Genomic DNA, 15,819 nt, shown 5'->3' on the forward strand with positions numbered 1-15,819 from the left:
TTCCGTGATTGCCCGGCGCGCGGGGCCGGACTGCCCGTACCGTGGTCACAGGCCGCAGATCCCGGCGGCGGGGAAGGAGCGCTCCGCCCATGGACAGTGCTGTTCCGCCGGCGTCGCAGCAGCAGCAAGCCGCGGCCGGCCGGATTCCGCTTGCCGTGGTCGTCGTGGACGGCGACGGCCTCGTCTCGCACTGGTCCACCGGCGCCCGCCGGCTCTTCGGCCCGGGCAGGGCGGAAGCCGTCGGACGCTCCGCCGTCGAGCTGCTCCCCGTCTCGGGCGCCCTGGCCGTGGAAGAGGACGACGGCCTCTGCGACGGCTACAGCGGAGCCGGTCACGGCCTGGAGGCGTGCCTGGGCGGGCTCACCGCCTACCCGACGGCCGGCCGCGCCCGCATCTCCGAGCCGGGGCAGGAACGCGTCGACGTGCTGTGGTGGGCGTACCCCATGGTCGGTCCCGGCGAGGAGCGGCTGCTCGTGCTGGCGGCGGACGCGGGGCGGTTCGGCGCCGACGACGAGAGCGTCGAGCGGATCGCTCCGGGCTTCGCCCTGCACACCGAGTTCCCCGGCGCCGACGAACTGGCCCGCCGGCTCCCCGAGATCCTGCCGAGCATGAGCGTCCGGGAGTCGACACGGATCGTCGCCCAGGTGCTCGAACTGGGGTATCCCGTACTGGAGTTCAGCCACCACGACCGGGTGCCCGTCACCCCCGACTGGGGTGTGCCGCGGCGGGCCGGGCGCCGGGCGCGTCAGCAGGGGGCCCGGCAGGCAGCCGCGGCCGGACATCCGGTCGACGCCGCCGACCTCGCACAGGATCTCGAGTACGCGGCGGTGCGCGAGCGCCTGGAGTTCCTCAACGAGGTCAGCGGAGCCATCGGCTCCTCGCTCGACCTCGCCCGCACGATCCGGGAGGTCAGCTCCGCCGTCGTGCCGCGGTTCAGTGACATCGCCTGCACCTATCTGCGGGAGGAGGTCGTCGCCGGCGAGGGGTTCTCCGACGGCGACCCCGACGCGACCACGATGTGGCACCGCGTCGCGTTCGAGCACGTCGACGAGCCGGGCCGCTGGGACGACGTCGTGCCGGTCGGCGAGTCCATGCCGTTCCCCGCCCACACGCCCTTCTTCCAGTGCATGATCACCGGCGAGCCGGTCCTGGTGCCCCGGATCACGGAGGAGATGGGCAACGCCATGGCCGAGCAGTTCGACAAGCGCGACATGCGCCCGATGATCAACGGCCGCTCCATGCTGATCGCACCGCTCAAGGCGCGCAACGTCGTCCTCGGCTGCATGATCCTGCTCCGCCACCCCGGGCGGCCCCTCTTCAACGACATGGACCGGGTCACCGGTGCGGAGCTGGCGGCGCGTGCCGGACTCGTGATCGACAACGCCCGGATGTACACGTACCAGGAGAACGTCGCCGAGACCCTCCAGGACTCGATGCTGCCGCAGGTCACCCCGCGGATGGCAGGCTGCGACACCGCGACCCGCTATCTGCCGGGCACCTTCCTCGGCAGGGTCGGCGGCGACTGGTTCGACTCCGTCAAACTGCCCGGCTCACGCACCGCGCTCGTCGTCGGTGACGTCATGGGCCACGGCCTCAACTCGGCTGCCATGATGGGGCAGCTGCGCACCGCCGTGCAGACGATGGCGGCGCTCGACCTGCCGCCCGCGCAGCTCCTGCGCAACCTCGACGACTTGGCCCAGCGCCTTGGCGAGCACTACCTCGCCACGTGTCTGTACGCGGTCTACGACCCGGTCGCCGGCGAACTCCACCTCGCGAACGCGGGCCATGTGCCGCCCGTCCTCGTCCGTGCCGCCGACGGGCGCAGCGACCTGCTGGACCTGCCCACCGGGGCGCCGATCGGCGTCGGCGGCGTGCCCTTCGAGAGTGTCCGGGTACCGGTGTCGCCGGGCGACCGGCTCGTCATGTGCACCGACGGGCTGGTCGAGATGCGCGGCGAGGACATCGGCGTCGGCCTGGTCACGCTCTGCGAGTCCGCCGCGCACCCGGCCGCCTCCATGGACGACGCCTGCGACACCATCATCCGGGCGCTGGGCACCCGCGGCGGCCGCAAGGACGACGTGGCGCTGCTCATGGCCCGGCTCAACGGCATCGACCCCGGGTCGGTCGCCACGTGGGAGTTGTCCCTCGAACCGCGGGAGGCCGCGAGGGCACGCCGGCTGGTGCGGGAACAGCTCGCCGCCTGGGGACTGGACGCGCTGACGGAGACCGCGGAGCTACTGGCCGGCGAAGTCGTGGCCAACGCCGTACGGCACTCGGGCGGCCGCCGGGCCGAACTGCGGCTCGTGCGCGCGGAGTCGCTGCTCTGCGAGGTGGCGGACGACGACCACACGCTGCCGACCCTGCTGGACGCACGCCCGGACGCCGAACGGGGGCGGGGGCTCCGGGTGGTGAGCAGTCTCTCCAGGGAGTGGGGCACCAGCCGCACGGCGGACGGCAAGACGGTCTGGTTCGAACTCTCCCTGCCGTAGGGCGGATCGGAGCGCCGACTAGGGTTGCTGCCCATGGGGCAAGGACAGCAGCAGTATCCGGACGGCGGGCTGCAACCACGACAACCGCAACAACCACAGCAGTCACATCAGGGACACCACGCGCAGAACGGTCCCTACGGCCCCCCGGCGGGCTCGCGGCACCAACCGTGGAACATGCCCACCCAGGCCGTGGCCGTCCCCGCCGCCGACCGCCGTCGCCGCACCACCATGACCGTGGTCCTGGGCTTACTGCTGGTGGCCGCACTGTTCGCCGCAGGCGCGGTGGGCGGGCTGAAGGCCGTCGGCGGCGAGGACGGCGGCCATGCGTCGCCGGTCTCTTCGGCCCCGCCGACCGGCCAGGCCCGTGCGGGCGCCGGCGAGCAGCCGACCGTGCCCGGCTGGCGGACCGTGACGAACCCGAGGACCGGCGTCGTCTTCGACGTACCGCCCGAGTGGGGACGCAAGCCGGCGTCCTGGGCGAGCTATGTCGTGGAGGACGGCGACCCGGAGGAGAAGCCCCTCGTCGGCTTCTCCGCCCCGGCCGTCCTCAAGGAGAAGTGGTGCGTGTCCGACGTGGACGTCGACGGCTCGTCGGACGAGACCTGGCTCGCCGCCGCGGGCTCACGTACCGAACGCGGCGCGCGGACACCGCAGGAAGCGGCCCGCGACAACGCCTCCCTGTGGGTGTACGGCGGCTACGCCCAGCCGGATCGGGCCAAGGTGACCGAAGGCGCGGCCGAGCCGTACACCACCGCGTCGGGCATCCGGGGCAGTGTGGCCACCGCCTCCTCCGCGGGCGTGGAGCCCGAGGGCAAGTGCGACACCGACGGCACGGCGACCACCTTCGCGTTCAAGAACGACAAGGGCGACATCGTCTCCTGGACGTTCACCGGGGCCAAGGGGGTGGACGAGGAGGTACCGGACGCGACGGTGCGCAAGATCCTGAGCACCGTACGCCTGGCCGGCGGCTGACCGTGGCCCGCGTGCGGACGGGGGCCTTCTTCCGATAGGGTCCGCGCGCGACAAGGCCGTCCGAAGGAACACCGTAATGACCAGCAAATCCGCGCCGTTCGACGAACTGGACCGAAAGATCGTCGCCGCGCTGGTGGCGAACGCGCGGACGAGTTTCTCGGAGATCGGTACGGCCATCGGGCTCTCGGCCACCGCGGTCAAACGCCGCGTCGACCGGATGCGCGAGAACGACATCATCACCGGCTTCACCACGACGGTGCGCCCGGCCGCGCTGGGCTGGGCGACCGAGGCGTACGTGGAGGTGTACTGCGACAGCGCCGCCCCGCCCCGGCGCCTCGCCGAAGTCGTCCGCAACCACCCCGAGATCACCGCCGCGATGACGGTCACCGGCGGCGCCGACGCGCTGCTGCACGTACGGGCGACGGACGTCGAGCACTTCGAGGAGGTGCTCGAGCGCATCAGGGCCGAACCGTTCATCCGCAAGACGATCAGCTACATGGTCCTCTCCCACCTGCTGACCGGCAGCCCGGAGGCCGGCGCCGGCCGCGCCGCGACATCGGGCGACACCGCCGGCTGACGACGTCGGCCGGGCCGGCCCCGGCACGCGTGTTCCCGCGCGCCGAGCGGTGCGCGGCGGCGGTCAGCCGGAAGACGGCACACGCCCAACTCGATGCCACGCATGCGCAGTTGACGAGGCATCGTGCCTCCTTTCCAGGGCGGGGACGGCATCGGGGCCGGGCCTGGAGGGCGTGCTCGGCGCCCCGCGTACCCTTCCCGGCATGTCACCGAACGCCGCAGCAGAACGCGCGCCCGTCACCGCCGACGACCTCGACCTGGCGGTCCGCCTCGCCGTCACCGCCCTGCGCGAGGCGCCCCCCGCGGCCTGGGACGGCGCGGCCGGCGCCCTGGAGTGGACCTGCTGGGAGACGGCCGAACACCTCGCGGACGACCTCTTCGCCTACGCCGTTCAGCTCGGCCCCCGCACCCCGCCGCTCGACCGCGAGGTGCCCTTCGTCTACGAGAGCCGCCGGCCGGGCGGCCCCGCGAACTCCGTCCACGCCAACCGCGCCGCCGGCCCCGACGGCCTGCTCGAGGTGCTGGAGGCGAGCGGTGCGCTGCTGGTCGCCATGGTGCGCACGGCCTCGCCGGACGTCCGCTCGCACCATGTCTTCGGGGCGTCGGACCCGGAGGGCTTCGCGGCGATGGGCATCGTGGAGACGCTGGTGCACACCCATGACATCGCCGAGGGCCTCGGACTGTCCTGGGAGCCGCCCGCCGGCATCTGCTCGCGGGTGCTGGCCCGCCTGTTCCGGGACACACCCGACGGCGCCGCGCCCTGGCCCGCGCTGCTGTGGTCCACCGGCCGGGCCGACCTCCCCGGCCGGCCCCGCCCCGGCACCTGGCGGTGGTACGGAGCCCCGCTCGCGTAGCCCGAACGAGTGGTGTGCGGCGCGGGGCGACGCGAAACGCCGCCGAAGGGCCTAGGACGCAGCATTCCTGCGCGCACACGCAGCGCTTGTTCCTTGTCGCCGGAACCTCCCGATTCCTACCGTTGAGACGTCACCGGTCGTCACCGGTGGTCACCGTCGTCTCCGCCGTCCAGCGGTCACCTCAGGAATCGGGAGGAACCCGGGTGCCACCCAGCCGCATGCCGCGTCCCAGGCGTTATCTGGTCTGCGAACCCCGTTACTTCGACGTGAAGTACGCCATCAATCCGTGGATGAGCGAGAACACCGAGGTCGACCTCGACCTCGCCCGGTCCCAGTGGACCACTCTCACCGACACCTACCGTGCCCTCGGCCACACGGTCGAGTCCGTCGAGCCGCACGCCGAACTGCCCGACATGGTGTTCGCCGCGAACTCGGCGCTCGTCCTCGACGGCCTGGTCTTCGGCTCGCGCTTCCACGCACCGGAGCGCCGGCCGGAGGAGGAGGAGTACGCGGCCTGGTTCAAGGTCGCCGGATTCGACGTCCACCGGCCCGGGGCGGTCGTCGAGGGCGAGGGCGACCTCGTCCCCGTCGGCGGATACGTCCTGGCCGGCACCGGCTTCCGTACCACCGTCGAGGCTCACCGCGAGGTGCAGGAGTTCTTCGGCGTGCCGGTGATCGGCCTCCAGCTGGTCGACCCGTACTTCTACCACCTCGACACCGCACTCTTCGTGCTCGAGGACGGGCACGACGGACGCGCCGCGAACATCGCCTACTACCCGGAGGCGTTCTCGCCGGGCAGCCTCGCGGTGCTGCGCCGCCTCTTCCCCGACGCCCTGGTCGCGACCCGGGAGGACGCCATGGCGTTCGGCCTCAACTCCGTCTCCGACGGCCGGAACGTGCTCGTCGCCCCGCAGGCGCACGCCCTCGTCGAACAGCTCGCCGAGCACGGCTACGAACCCGTCCCCGTCGACATGTCCGAGTTCCACAAGGCCGGCGGCGGCATCAAGTGCTGCACTCAGGAGATCCGCGCATGACGCTCACCCCCGTACGCACCCGGCGCTCCTCCGAGGAGCTCATCCGGGCCGAGGAGACCACCCTCGCGCACAACTACCATCCGCTGCCCGTCGTCGTCGCCCGTGCCGAGGGCGTCTGGGTCGAGGACGTCGAGGGCCGCCGCTACCTGGACATGCTGGCCGGCTACTCGGCGCTCAACTTCGGCCACCGCCACCCCGGTCTGATCGCCGCCGCACACCGCCAGCTCGACGAGGTCACCCTCACCTCCCGCGCGTTCCACAACGACAGGCTCGCCGGCTTCGCCGAGGGCCTCGCCGAGCTCACCGGCCTCGAGATGACGCTGCCGATGAACACCGGCGCCGAGGCCGTCGAGAGCGCGATCAAGGTCGCCCGCAAATGGGCGTACGAGGTCAAGGGCGTCGCCCCCGACCGGGCCACGATCGTCGTGGCCGACGGCAACTTCCACGGCCGCACCACCACCATCGTCAGCTTCTCCACCGACGAGAGCGCACGCGCCGGCTTCGGCCCCTTCACCCCCGGCTTCCGCGTCGTCCCCTACAACGACCTCGCCGCCATCGAGAACGCCATCGACGAGACCACGGCCGCCGTGCTCATCGAGCCCATCCAGGGCGAGGCCGGCGTCCTCATCCCCGACGACGGCTACCTCGCCGGTGTGCGCGAGCTGACCCTCAAGGCCGGCTGCCTGTTCATCGCCGACGAGATCCAGTCCGGCCTCGGCCGCACCGGTACCACCCTCGCCGTCGACCACGAGTCCGTCGTCCCCGACATGCTGCTGCTCGGCAAGGCGCTCGGCGGCGGCATCGTCCCGGTCTCCGCGGTCGTCGCCCGCCGCGACGTCCTCGGTGTGCTGCGTCCGGGCGAGCACGGCTCCACGTTCGGCGGCAACCCGCTGTCCGCAGCGGTCGGTTCGGCCGTCGTCGACCTGCTCGCCACCGGCGAGTTCCAGCGCCGGGCGGCCGACCTGGGCGAGGTGCTGCGCGAAGGCCTCACCGGGCTCACCGGCAAGGGCGTCGTCGGCTTCCGCGCCCGGGGCCTGTGGGCGGGCGTCGACGTCGACCCGGCCGTCGGCACCGGTCGGGAGATCAGCGAACGTCTCATGGCGGAGGGCATCCTCGTCAAGGACACCCACGGCTCCACGATCCGCCTCGCACCGCCGCTGACGATCACCCGCGAGGAACTCGAGTCGGCCCTCGCCTCCTTGGAGAAGGTCCTGGGCTGACCCGGGCCGTCCCGGAAGCCCGGGACGCGGATGACCAGCCCTCCGCCATCCGGCCACGCTGTCGTAAGGTGCACTCCTGGCAGCGTGGCCGAGGCGGAACGGAGACAGCGCGTGAAGATCCTCATCAGCGCCGACATGGAGGGCGCCACGGGGGTGACATGGCCGGCCGACGTACTGCCGGGCACACCCCAGTGGGAACGCTGCCGGTCCCTGTTCACCTCCGACGTGAACGCCGCCGTCCTCGGCTTCTTCGACGGCGGGGCCGACGAGGTGCTGATCAACGAGGCGCACTGGACCATGCGCAACCTGCTCCTCGAGGAACTCGACGAGCGGGCCCAGATGCTCACCGGGCGCCACAAGTCCCTCTCCATGGTCGAGGGCGTCCAGCACGGTGACGTCGACGGCATCGCCTTCGTCGGCTATCACACCGGCGCCGGCACCGAAGGCGTCCTCGCCCACACCTACCTCGCCAACTCCATCACCGGCGTCTGGCTGAACGGCGTCCGCGCGAGCGAGGGCCACCTCAACGCCCATGTCGTCGCAGAGCACGGTGTCCCGGTCGTCCTCGTCACCGGCGACGACCTGACGTGCGAGGACGCCCTCGGCTACGCCCCCGGAGCGCTCAAGGTCGCGGTCAAGGACCACGTCTCGCGCTACGCCGCCGTCTGCCGCACCCCGGCCCGTACCGCGGCCGACATCCGTGCGGCGGCGAAGGAGGCCGCCGCACTCGCCGTACGCCACGAGCCGGTCGACGGCGGGCCGTTCACCGTGGAGATCGAGTTCGACGCCGAGCACCTCGCGGCGGCGGCCACCGTCGTCCCCGGCGTGGCCAGGGCGCGCGGCGAGCGGCGGGTGGTGTACACCAGCGGGACGATGTACGAGGGCATCCGGACATTCAAGGCGGTCACGACGATCGTCTCGGCCGCAGTGGAGGAGCAGTATGGCTGACGTGAACGACACCCCCATCGACGTCCGTGCCCTCGACGAAGTGGTGACGTTCACCTCCGAACTCATCCGCATCGACACCACCAACCGCGGCGGTGGCGACTGCCGGGAGCGGCCCGCGGCCGAATACGTCGCCGAACGCCTGGTGGGCGCCGGGCTCGATCCCGTACTGCTGGAGCGCACCCCCGGCCGCACCAATGTGGTGGCCCGCTACGAGGGCTGGGACCCGGGCGCGGACGCCCTCCTCGTCCACGGGCACCTGGACGTCGTCCCCGCGGAGCCCGCCGACTGGACCGTGCACCACCCCTTCTCCGGCGAGGTCCGCGACGGGGTGGTCTGGGGCCGCGGCGCCGTCGACATGAAGAACATGGACGCGATGGTCCTCGCGGTCGTACGGGCGTGGGCACGGCACGGCATCCGTCCCCGCCGCGACATCGTCATCGCCTACACCGCCGACGAGGAGGCCAGCGCGGCGGACGGCTCCGCCTTCCTGGCCGAGGAGCACGCCGGCCTCTTCGACGGCTGCACCGAAGGGATCAGCGAGTCCGGCGCCTACACCTTCCACGCCGGGCCGGGTCTCGCGCTCTACCCCGTCGCCGCCGGGGAGCGCGGCACGGCCTGGATGAGGCTCACCGCCGAGGGCAGGGCCGGACACGGCTCCAAGGTCAACCGGGAGAACGCCGTGACGCGGCTCGCCGCCGCCGTCGCCCGGATCGGCGAGCACCGCTGGCCGGTGCGGCTCACCCCGACCGTGAAGGCGGCGCTCGTCGAACTGGCCGCGCTGCACGGCATCTCGCTGACCGCGGCCGACCTGGAGGCCACCGGCTTCGACGTGGACGAACTGCTCGCCAAGCTCGGGCCGGCCGCCAAGCTCGTCGAGGCCACCGTGCGCAACAGCGCCAACCCGACCCTGCTGGAAGCCGGCTACAAGGTGAACGTCATCCCGGGGAACGCGACGGCCCTCGTCGACGGCCGCATCCTGCCCGGCACCGACGCCGAGTTCCACGCCACCATGGACGCGCTGACCGGCCCGGACGTCGCCTGGGAGTTCCACCACAACGAGATCGCCCTCCAGGCGCCCGTCGACTCCCCGACCTTCGCCAAACTGCGCGCCGCCATCGAGGCGTTCGACCCCGACGCCCATGTCGTCCCCTTCTGCATGTCGGGCGGCACCGACGCCAAGCAGTTCTCCCGGCTCGGCATCACCGGCTACGGCTTCTCGCCGCTGAAACTGCCACCGGGCTTCGACTACCAGGCCCTCTTCCACGGCGTCGACGAACGCGTCCCCGTGGACGCCCTCCACTTCGGCGTCCGGGTCCTCGACCACTACCTGCAGACGGCTTAGGGGGAACGGACATGGTGCCCACCGGGGCGTACGGAACCTGGCCGTCACCGATCGACGCGGCGCTGGCCGCCTCGCACGACGGCCGGCCCGAGTATCTCGGCGTCGTCGGCGACGAGGTGTGGTGGACCGAGCCGCGCCCCGCGGAGGGCGGCAGACGCGCCCTGGTGCGCCGGCGCGCCGACGGCACACAGGAGTCGGTCCTTGCCGCCCCGTGGAACGTGCGCAGCCGGGTCATCGAGTACGGCGGCATGCCGTGGGCCGGGACCGCGCGGGACGAGGACGGCCCGCTCGTCGTCTTCGTGCACTTCGCCGACCAGCGGCTGTACGCCTACGAGCCGGACCGGCCCGGCGCCGAGCCACGGCCGCTCACCCCGGTGTCCGCCGTCGGCGGCGGGCTGCGCTGGGTGGACCCGCGGCTGCGGCCGGAGCGCGGCGAAGTGTGGTGCGTCCTCGAGGAGTTCACCGGCCCTTCACCCACCGACGTACGCCGGGTGATCGCCGCCGTACCGCTGGACGGCTCGGCGGCCGGCGACCGGTCCGCGGTACGGGAACTCACCGACGACCGGTACCGCTTCGTCACCGGGCCGCGGCTGTCACCGGACGGCGGGCAGGTGGCCTGGATCGCCTGGGACCATCCGCGGATGCCCTGGGACGGCACGGTCGTGATGCTCGGCGAGGTGACGGACGACGGCCCGTTCGACTCGGTCCGGCCCGTGGCCGGCGCGGCCGACGAGTCGGTCGCCCAGGTCGAGTGGGCGCCGGACGGCTCCCTGCTGTTCACCGGCGACCGCGGCGGCTGGTGGGAACTGCAGCGCATCCGGCCCCGGGCCGTGGAGAGCGCGCCGCGCACCCCGTTGTGCCCGGGCCGGGGCGAGGAGTTCGGCGGCCCGCTGTGGAAGATCGGCTCCCAGTGGTTCCAACCGCTGGAGAGCGGGCTGATCGCCGTCATCCACGGCAAGGGCGCCACCGCGCTCGGAATACTGGACCCGGAGACCGGCGAACTCGTCGACGCCCCGGGCCCGTGGAGCGAATGGGCACCGACGCTCGCCGTGCACGGAGACCGCGTGTTCGGCGTCGCGGCCAGCCCGCGCAGCGCCTACGAGGTGGTGGAACTCGACACCTGTACCGGCCGCACCCGTGTCGTCGGCAGCCCGCACGACGACCCGGTGGACCCGGCGTACTACCCCGAGCCGCAGATCCGCACCTTCACCGGCCCCGACAGCCGTGACATCCACGCCCACATCTACCCGCCGCAGAGCCCCGACCGGGTAGCGCCCGACGGCGAACTGCCGCCGTACGTGGTGTGGGCGCACGGCGGCCCGACCGGGCGCGCCGGACTCGTACTCGACCTGGAGATCGCGTACTTCACCTCACGCGGCATCGGCGTGGCGGAGGTCAACTACGGCGGCTCCACCGGCTACGGCCGCGAGTACCGCGAGCGGCTGCGCGAGCAGTGGGGCGTGGTCGACGTCGAGGACTGCGCCGCCGTCGCCCAGGCGCTCGCCGACGAGGGCACCGCGGACCCCACCCGGCTCGCGATCCGCGGCGGCAGCGCGGGCGGCTGGACCGCGGCCGCCTCCCTCGCCACCACCGACGTGTACTCCTGCGGAACGGTCATCTACCCGATCCTGGACCTGCGTTCCTGGGCCACCGGCGAGACACACGACTTCGAGTCCCGGTACCTGGAGTCGCTGGTCGGACCGCTCGCCGAAGTGCCCGGGCGCTACGACGAACGCTCACCGGCAACGCACGTGGACCGCATCACCGCACCCTTCCTGCTGCTCCAGGGGCTGGACGACGTGATCTGCCCGCCCGTGCAGTGCGAGCGCTTCCTGGAGCAGATGGCCGGGCGTCAGGTCCCGCACGCGTACATCGCCTTCGAGGGCGAGGGCCACGGATTCCGCAGGGCCGAGACGCTGATCCGCGCCCTGGAGGCGGAACTGTCCCTGTACGCCCAGACGTTCGGGGTCGCCCGGACGGACGTTCCGCTGCTGGAGCTGAGGAAATGACCCCGCTGATCCGCCCGCCGCGCCTCCGACCGGGTGACCGGGTCGCCCTCGTCGCACCCAGCGGTCCCGTACCCGACGAGCGGCTGGACGCGGGTCTGGACATCCTGCGCGGCTGGGACCTCGACCCCGTCGTCATGCCCCACACCCGCGGGACCCACCCGGAGCTCGGCTATCTCTCGGGCACGGACGAGGCCCGCGCCCGCGACCTCACCGAGGCCTGGTGCGACCCGTCCGTCTCCGCCGTGATCTGTGCACGCGGCGGCTACGGCGTCCAGCGCATGGTCGATCTGACCGACTGGACCGCGATGCGCGCCGCCGGCCCCAAGATCTTTGTCGGCTACAGCGACATCACCGCCCTGCACGAGGCGTTCGCGGTACGGCTGGGAATCGCCACCCTGCACGGCCCGATGACCGGGGCCGTGACCTTCCTGAAGGACGCCCCCACCCAGGAGTCGCTGCGGGCCACGCTCTTCGAGCCGGAGTCGGTGCAGACCCTGCACGCCCTGGACGGCGCCCGGACGATGGTCCCGGGCCGGGCCCGCGGCACCACCCTCGGCGGCTGCCTCGCCCTGCTCGCCGCCGACCTGGGCACCCCGCACGCCCGTCCGTCGGCGCGGGGCGGGCTGCTGCTGATCGAGGACGTGGGGGAGGAGGACTACCGCCTGGACCGGATCCTCACCCAACTGCTGCGCGCCGAGTGGCTCGACGGCGTCGAGGGCGTGGTCCTCGGCTCCTGGGCGGAGTGCGGCCCCGGCGAGCAGGTCCGTGCCGTACTGGCCGACCGCCTCGGCGGGCTGGGGGTCCCGGTCGTCGAGGAGTTCGGCTTCGGACACGGTCCCACGAACCTGACGGTGCCGCTCGGTGTGCCGGCCGTACTGGACGCGGACGCCCGCACGCTGACGCTGGACGTCCCGGCGCTGGTCTGACCCGCCGGCCCGAACCCTCCGCTGAATTCGTGTCAAGAACGTCGTGTCCGGAGCGTTGACGTGCTTCTGACACGTGCCACACGATGGGCGCCGTCACCTACTTACTGGTCGGTACGGCGCCCTTGCCGTGGAGGTCCCCCGTGTCCCGTGCCCTGCCCGGAAGCCGCACGTCACTCGCCCTGGCCGCCGGCGCGGCGCTGCTCGCCCCGCTCGTGGCCGCCTCCCCGGCCGCGGCCGGCGAGGAGCCCGGCGAATACTCCGTGTCCGCGCTGCAGTTCACCGTCGAGGCGGGCGGGAGGACGTGCGTGGTCGACGCTGACCTCTACCGGCCGGCCGGGGTGGACGCGGCCCGGCCCGCACCCGCCGTGCTCACCACCAACGGTTTCGGCGGCAGCAAGGCCGACGGCTCGACGGACGCCACGGCGAAGGCGTTCGCCGCCCGTGGCTATGTCGCCCTGGCCTACTCCGGCCTCGGCTTCGGGAAGTCGGGCTGCCTCGTCTCCCTCGACGACCCGCGGATCGACGGCCGCGCGGCCTCCCGGCTGATCGACTTCCTGGCCGGCACGCGCGCCGCCGACGACGGCACCGTTGCCGACTACGTGACCCGGGACGGCGCCGGCGACCCGCGCGTCGGCATGATCGGCGGCTCGTACGGCGGCGCCGTCCAGATGGCCACCGCCGCCGTGGACCAGCGGGTCGACGCGCTCGTTCCGCTGATCACCTGGCACGACCTCAACCATTCGCTCGACCCGAACAACGCGGTGGGAACGACCGTCCCCGGCGCGTTCAAATGGCAGTGGACGAACGGCTTCTTCCTGATCGGAGAGGGCCAGCCGCTGATCAACCCCGGCCTCGACCCGTCCCGTCTCGGCTCGCCGGCCTGCCTGCACTTCGTCGCCCAGGCCTGCGAGACCCAGCGCCTGCTCGTCTCCGGCCGCTACCCGGCCGACGGCACCGAGGCGATGCGGCGCTTCGCGAGCAGCGTCTCCCCCGTCTCCTACCTGCCCCAGGTCAAGGCGCCGACCCTGCTCGTCCAGGGCCAGGCCGACAGCCTCTTCACCCTCAACGAGGCGCAGGACACCTACGAGACGCTCAAGGCCCAGGGCACCCGCACCAAGATGATCTGGCAGTCCTGGGGACACAGCGGCGGCCTGACCGACCCCGCCTCCGGTGAGCTCAACCTCGGCGAGGGAAACCTCGAGACCAGCTATGTCGGCAGGCGCATCCTCGCCTGGTTCGACCGGTACCTGCACAAGAACGCGAGCGCCGACACCGGCCCGGACTTCGCCTACTACCGCGACTGGCAGGCCGGTTACGGCGAGGCGGGCGCCGTTCCGTCCCTGTCCCGGAAGATGTACCTCTCCGGCGACGGCAGCCTCGTCGGCAGCCGAGCCGAGGTGGCCTCCGGCAGCCGGACGTACACCAACTGGCTCGTGCCGACGAGCCACTCCGAGTCGTCGCTGTCCGGACTGCTCGGCATCCCCGACCCCGAGCCGTACGACACACCGGGCACCTACCTGGGCTGGCGCAGCGAGCCGCTGACCGCGCCCCTCGACGTCGTCGGCGCCCCCGGGGCCCGGCTGAAGGTCGTCTCACCCGGCACGGAACGCGTCCAGGACTCCGGCGACGCGGCGGACAGACTGGTGCTCTTCGCCAAGCTGTACGACGTGGCGCCCGACGGCACCAAGACCCTGGTGAACCGCCTGGTCGCACCGGTGCGCGTGCCCGACGTGACGGAGCCGTTCACGGTGGAGCTGCCGGGCATCGTGCACCGCTACGAGACCGGGCACCGGCTCGAGTTCGTCATCGCGGCGAGCGACACCGCGTACTACGGCAACCGGGGCGTCAAGCGGGTGACCGTCGTCAGCGCCCCGCAGGACACCGGCGTCCTCGAACTCCCCGTGGTGCGCGGCTCCGTCTCCTGACCGGCCGCTACTCGGCGCCGAGCGCCGCGTAGCCCGGACGGATCACCGTCTCGATCAGCCGCTGCCGCTCCGGGAGCGACAGGAAGGCGGACTCGGCGGCGGCGACGGTGAACTCCTCGAACACCTCGGCGCCGTAGCCGAAGGCGTCCGCCACGTGCTGGAACTCCTGGCTCATGGTGGTGCCCGAGACCAGGCGGTTGTCGGTGTTGAGGGTAACGCGGAAGCCGAGGCGGCGCAGCAGGTCGAGCGGGTGCGTGTCGTACGACTTCGCCGCGCCGGTCTGGAGGTTGGACGTCGGGCAGACCTCGAGGGCGATGCGGTTGTCGCGTACGTACGACGCGAGGTGGCCGAGGGCGGCCGTGCCGTCGTCATGGACCTGGATGTCGTCGGTGATCCGTACGCCGTGGCCGATCCGCTCGGCGCCGCAGACCTGCACGGCCTCGTGGATCGACTCGGCGCCGACGGCCTCGCCCGCGTGGATCGTGAAGTGGCAGTTGTGCCGCTTCAGGTGCTGGAAGGCCGGGAGGTGGCGGGCGGGCGGGTTCCCGATCTCGCCGCCGGCGATGTCGAAGCCCGCGACGCCGCGGTCGCGGTGCGCGACCGTGAGCTCGGCGATCTCCAGCGACCGGTCGGTGTGGCGCATGCCCGTGAGCAGCGCGCGCACCGTTATCCGCCCGCCGGCGCGGCGCTCGCCCTCGCGCAGGCCCGCGTTGACCGCGTCCACGACCGCGTCGAGGCTCAGCCCGCGCTCCTGGTGCTGCTCGGGCGCGTACCGCACCTCCGCGTAGACGACCCCGTCCGCCGCGAGGTCCTCGGCGCACTCGGCCGCGATGCGCTCCAGGGCCTCGCGGGTCTGCATCACCGCGCACGTGTGCGCGAAGGTCTCCAGGTAACGCTCCAGGGAACCCGAGTCCGCGGCTTCACGGAACCACACGGCGAGCTCGGCGGCGTCCTGCGTGGGCAGACCCTGATAGCCGACCTCGCGCGCGAGCTCGATGATCGTGGCGGGGCGGAGGCCGCCGTCGAGGTGGTCGTGGAGGACGACCTTGGGGGCGCGGATGATGTCAGACAAGTGCATCCGGGGAGTGTACGGCACACCGCCCCGCGGCTGCGCGCGCCTTTCCCGGGGGCTCCTCGCATCAATCTCCCCGACGGCCTGGCGGCCGTGGGAGGTACCCCCAAGCGGGGCTGGGTGCGGCCGGTCTCGTCGGGTCTCCGCTCCGAAGCCTGCGCCTCAATCTCCCCGACGGCCTGGCGGCCGTGGGAGGTACCCCCAAGCGGGGCTGGATGCGGCGGGTTTGTCGGGGCTCCGCCCCTTGTGCCCCAGCGCCGCAAACTTGCCCTACGGCCTGGCGGGCGTGGGTGGTGCCCGGCGGGCTGGATGCCGCGCAGCGGGATTTCAGCCCGGCCGGCGATTGAGGCCACCGCGCGAAGCGCGGTACCGGGGCCGGGGCGGAGCCCCGCGCACCGCCCGGGGGCCCGGGCCGGGGTCCGGGGCTTGCCCCGGTTTCGGGAAGGGGCGGG

At 72.7% G+C, this 15,819-nt stretch carries 12 protein-coding genes; 11 read left to right on the top strand and 1 reads right to left on the bottom strand.

What is annotated here, in order from left to right:
• The first annotated feature begins 89 nt into the window (after positions 1-89).
• From OGH68_RS31185 to OGH68_RS31235, 11 genes are all read left to right on the top strand, one after another.
• On the top strand, positions 90-2,489 hold the full coding sequence (locus OGH68_RS31185; RefSeq protein ID WP_264248700.1) for a SpoIIE family protein phosphatase: 2,400 nt from the start codon (positions 90-92) through the stop codon (positions 2,487-2,489).
• A 174-nt stretch (positions 2,490-2,663) separates the two neighbouring features.
• Positions 2,664-3,461: a hypothetical protein gene (locus tag OGH68_RS31190; protein ID WP_264248701.1), complete on the top strand. Its 798-nt coding sequence runs from the start codon at positions 2,664-2,666 to the stop codon at positions 3,459-3,461.
• 76 nt (positions 3,462-3,537) lie between these two features.
• Entirely contained in the window at positions 3,538-4,038 is a 501-nt protein-coding gene (locus tag OGH68_RS31195) for an Lrp/AsnC family transcriptional regulator (RefSeq protein ID WP_264248702.1), read from the top strand.
• Between the two features lie 202 nt (positions 4,039-4,240).
• Positions 4,241-4,891 carry a maleylpyruvate isomerase N-terminal domain-containing protein gene (locus OGH68_RS31200; RefSeq protein WP_264248703.1) on the top strand — a complete coding sequence of 217 codons (651 nt, stop codon included), beginning with the start codon at positions 4,241-4,243 and terminating at the stop codon, positions 4,889-4,891.
• A 203-nt stretch (positions 4,892-5,094) separates the two neighbouring features.
• On the top strand, positions 5,095-5,925 hold the full coding sequence (ddaH, locus tag OGH68_RS31205) for a dimethylargininase (RefSeq protein WP_264248704.1): 831 nt from the start codon (positions 5,095-5,097) through the stop codon (positions 5,923-5,925).
• Positions 5,922-7,145: an ornithine--oxo-acid transaminase gene (gene rocD, locus OGH68_RS31210; protein ID WP_264248705.1), complete on the top strand. Its 1,224-nt coding sequence runs from the start codon at positions 5,922-5,924 to the stop codon at positions 7,143-7,145. Before ddaH ends, rocD begins: the two co-directional genes overlap by 4 nt.
• A 111-nt stretch (positions 7,146-7,256) precedes the next feature.
• Positions 7,257-8,093 (top strand): M55 family metallopeptidase, encoded by an 837-nt coding sequence (locus OGH68_RS31215; RefSeq protein ID WP_264248707.1) that lies wholly within the window; start codon positions 7,257-7,259, stop codon positions 8,091-8,093.
• Positions 8,086-9,435, top strand: a complete 1,350-nt coding sequence (locus OGH68_RS31220; RefSeq protein WP_264248709.1) for a M20/M25/M40 family metallo-hydrolase — start codon at positions 8,086-8,088, stop codon at positions 9,433-9,435. The genes OGH68_RS31215 and OGH68_RS31220 overlap by 8 nt, the downstream gene beginning before the upstream one ends.
• 11 nt (positions 9,436-9,446) lie before the next feature.
• Complete coding sequence (locus OGH68_RS31225; RefSeq protein WP_264248710.1) at positions 9,447-11,444, top strand: prolyl oligopeptidase family serine peptidase; 1,998 nt, start codon at positions 9,447-9,449, stop codon at positions 11,442-11,444.
• Positions 11,441-12,370, top strand: coding sequence for a S66 peptidase family protein (locus tag OGH68_RS31230; RefSeq protein WP_264248711.1), 930 nt, complete (start codon positions 11,441-11,443; stop codon positions 12,368-12,370). Before OGH68_RS31225 ends, OGH68_RS31230 begins: the two co-directional genes overlap by 4 nt.
• Positions 12,371-12,453: 83 nt before the next feature.
• Positions 12,454-14,295, top strand: a complete 1,842-nt coding sequence (locus OGH68_RS31235) for a CocE/NonD family hydrolase (RefSeq protein ID WP_413471053.1) — start codon at positions 12,454-12,456, stop codon at positions 14,293-14,295.
• 7 nt (positions 14,296-14,302) lie between these two features.
• Here OGH68_RS31235 and OGH68_RS31240 read toward each other — a convergent pair whose 3' ends face one another.
• Positions 14,303-15,373 (bottom strand): adenosine deaminase, encoded by a 1,071-nt coding sequence (locus tag OGH68_RS31240; protein ID WP_264248714.1) that lies wholly within the window; start codon positions 15,371-15,373, stop codon positions 14,303-14,305.
• Positions 15,374-15,819 lie beyond the last annotated feature (446 nt).

This window comes from Streptomyces peucetius (assembly GCF_025854275.1).
GTDB classification, from domain to species: Bacteria; Actinomycetota; Actinomycetes; order Streptomycetales; family Streptomycetaceae; genus Streptomyces; species Streptomyces peucetius_A.

Coding starts and splice junctions, on each gene's coding strand:
- OGH68_RS31185 (WP_264248700.1), top strand. CDS start 90: ATGGACAGTGCTGTTCCGCCGGCGTCGCAGCAGCAGCAAGCCGCGGCC.
- OGH68_RS31190 (WP_264248701.1), top strand. CDS start 2,664: ATGCCCACCCAGGCCGTGGCCGTCCCCGCCGCCGACCGCCGTCGCCGC.
- OGH68_RS31195 (WP_264248702.1), top strand. CDS start 3,538: ATGACCAGCAAATCCGCGCCGTTCGACGAACTGGACCGAAAGATCGTC.
- OGH68_RS31200 (WP_264248703.1), top strand. CDS start 4,241: ATGTCACCGAACGCCGCAGCAGAACGCGCGCCCGTCACCGCCGACGAC.
- rocD (WP_264248705.1), top strand. CDS start 5,922: ATGACGCTCACCCCCGTACGCACCCGGCGCTCCTCCGAGGAGCTCATC.
- OGH68_RS31220 (WP_264248709.1), top strand. CDS start 8,086: ATGGCTGACGTGAACGACACCCCCATCGACGTCCGTGCCCTCGACGAA.
- OGH68_RS31225 (WP_264248710.1), top strand. CDS start 9,447: ATGGTGCCCACCGGGGCGTACGGAACCTGGCCGTCACCGATCGACGCG.
- OGH68_RS31230 (WP_264248711.1), top strand. CDS start 11,441: ATGACCCCGCTGATCCGCCCGCCGCGCCTCCGACCGGGTGACCGGGTC.
- OGH68_RS31235 (WP_413471053.1), top strand. CDS start 12,454: ATGGGCGCCGTCACCTACTTACTGGTCGGTACGGCGCCCTTGCCGTGG.
- OGH68_RS31240 (WP_264248714.1), bottom strand. CDS start 15,373: ATGCACTTGTCTGACATCATCCGCGCCCCCAAGGTCGTCCTCCACGAC.